1 protein-coding gene is annotated in these 1,342 nt (G+C 67.1%); it reads left to right on the top strand.

Features of this window, described 5'->3' with window-relative positions; translation table 11 throughout:
• On the top strand, positions 1-332 hold a 332-nt coding region (locus ACFYY7_RS45695; protein ID WP_388672407.1), incomplete at its 5' end, for a hypothetical protein.
• Between the last annotated feature and the right edge of the window lie 1,010 nt (positions 333-1,342).

A 1,342-nucleotide genomic window follows, 5' to 3' on the forward strand; every position in this document is an offset into this window, starting at 1 on the left:
GCACCCTGCCCCTCGGCAACGGCTCCACGACGGGCGCCATGCTCTCCTCCTCGGACGCCGCCTCTCGCTGCTCCCGGCCCGAGCTCCGCCTCAGGCGGGAAGGAGATTCAACCCGCACACCGGCGGCTGTCACCGGCCGGGTGCAGCGTCTCGTGCTGCTCGGCCACCGACATCCTGCTGCTCCTGGCGGTGAAGTGGGAGTTCTCGCTTTCGTGTCCGGGATGGTTCTCAGTCTGGTGTCCGCCCTTGGGGGCTGTGGGCCGGGCCGATTCGGGTGCTTCTACGGGGTGTTGAGCAGTGATGGCCGGGCGCTGCTGCTGGACAAGCAGTGAGGATTGGCTGGTCATTGAGTGAGGAATACCTGGTCAGCGGGGCGGGAGTTCCAAGATGGGTGGCCGGCATCGGCTGGTCACGGGTGTCCCGGCTGCTTGACGTCGCCCACGCCCTGGGGCCATCCAGGCCGCAGGAGTCCTGCATGTGAGACACCGACGTGTCGACCCGCGGCCGTGCTCGACTGCGGGCCTGTCCCAGCGCGCCCTGATTGCCGTCTCCGCGCGTTCCGGTGACGTCGCCGACCTGATGATGCGCCCACCGCCTCTCCACGCTCGCTCACAGCGGCCTTCAGGCCCTTGACCCGGCCGCCGTGCACGTGGTGGTCCGCCAAGCCGTCCGAGACATCCGCACCGCCCCGCCTCCGGACGAACCGCCGGCGGACCCGCGGTCGCCGCCTCGCTCAAGGCCGTCGACGGCCTCGCCGCCCGCCGCTACGCCCGCACTCCTCAGACCGCCGCGCGCTCCACGGCACTGTCCTTTGACCTTCCTGATCAGAATTGAGCAGGGTGTGCGTGCTGATTCCACAAAGGAGCCTGGTTGGATTTTGACGCATGCTCAGAGCACGGAATGGCGGAGCTTTGGAGAGTTTTCCGGATTGATTTACCGTCAGTATTCGGATTCAACAGGGTGAGGTTTTCGAGGGACGAGGCAGGCACCAGGTGGTGCGCACTGAGTCCTAAAGCCAGCCCGGATCGAGAATGACGCACGCTGGTTGTTGGGGGCAGTTGTGGGTTCGAGGAGTGCGGGGCCTGATTGTGGGTCAAGGTTTCGGCTACCCCTGCGGTTCGGGACGAGAGTGCCTCTCCTCGCAGCCAGCCGCCCGCATAGCGGGCCGACTACCAGGCACGGAGTGGCTGGTAGTGATCCGCCTTGGCGGATCGTCATGGTTGGCGCGGAGCGCCGACCATGACCCTGTGCCACGGAGTGGCACAGCAACCCGGATTGCGAAGCAATCCGGGAAAGTGCCGCGTAGCGGCACCGCGTCGCGTCTGCGGAGCAGACCGCGCGC

The sequence above is a fragment of the Streptomyces sp. NPDC001933 genome, assembly GCF_042890955.1.
Taxonomy (GTDB): Bacteria; Actinomycetota; Actinomycetes; order Streptomycetales; family Streptomycetaceae; genus Streptomyces.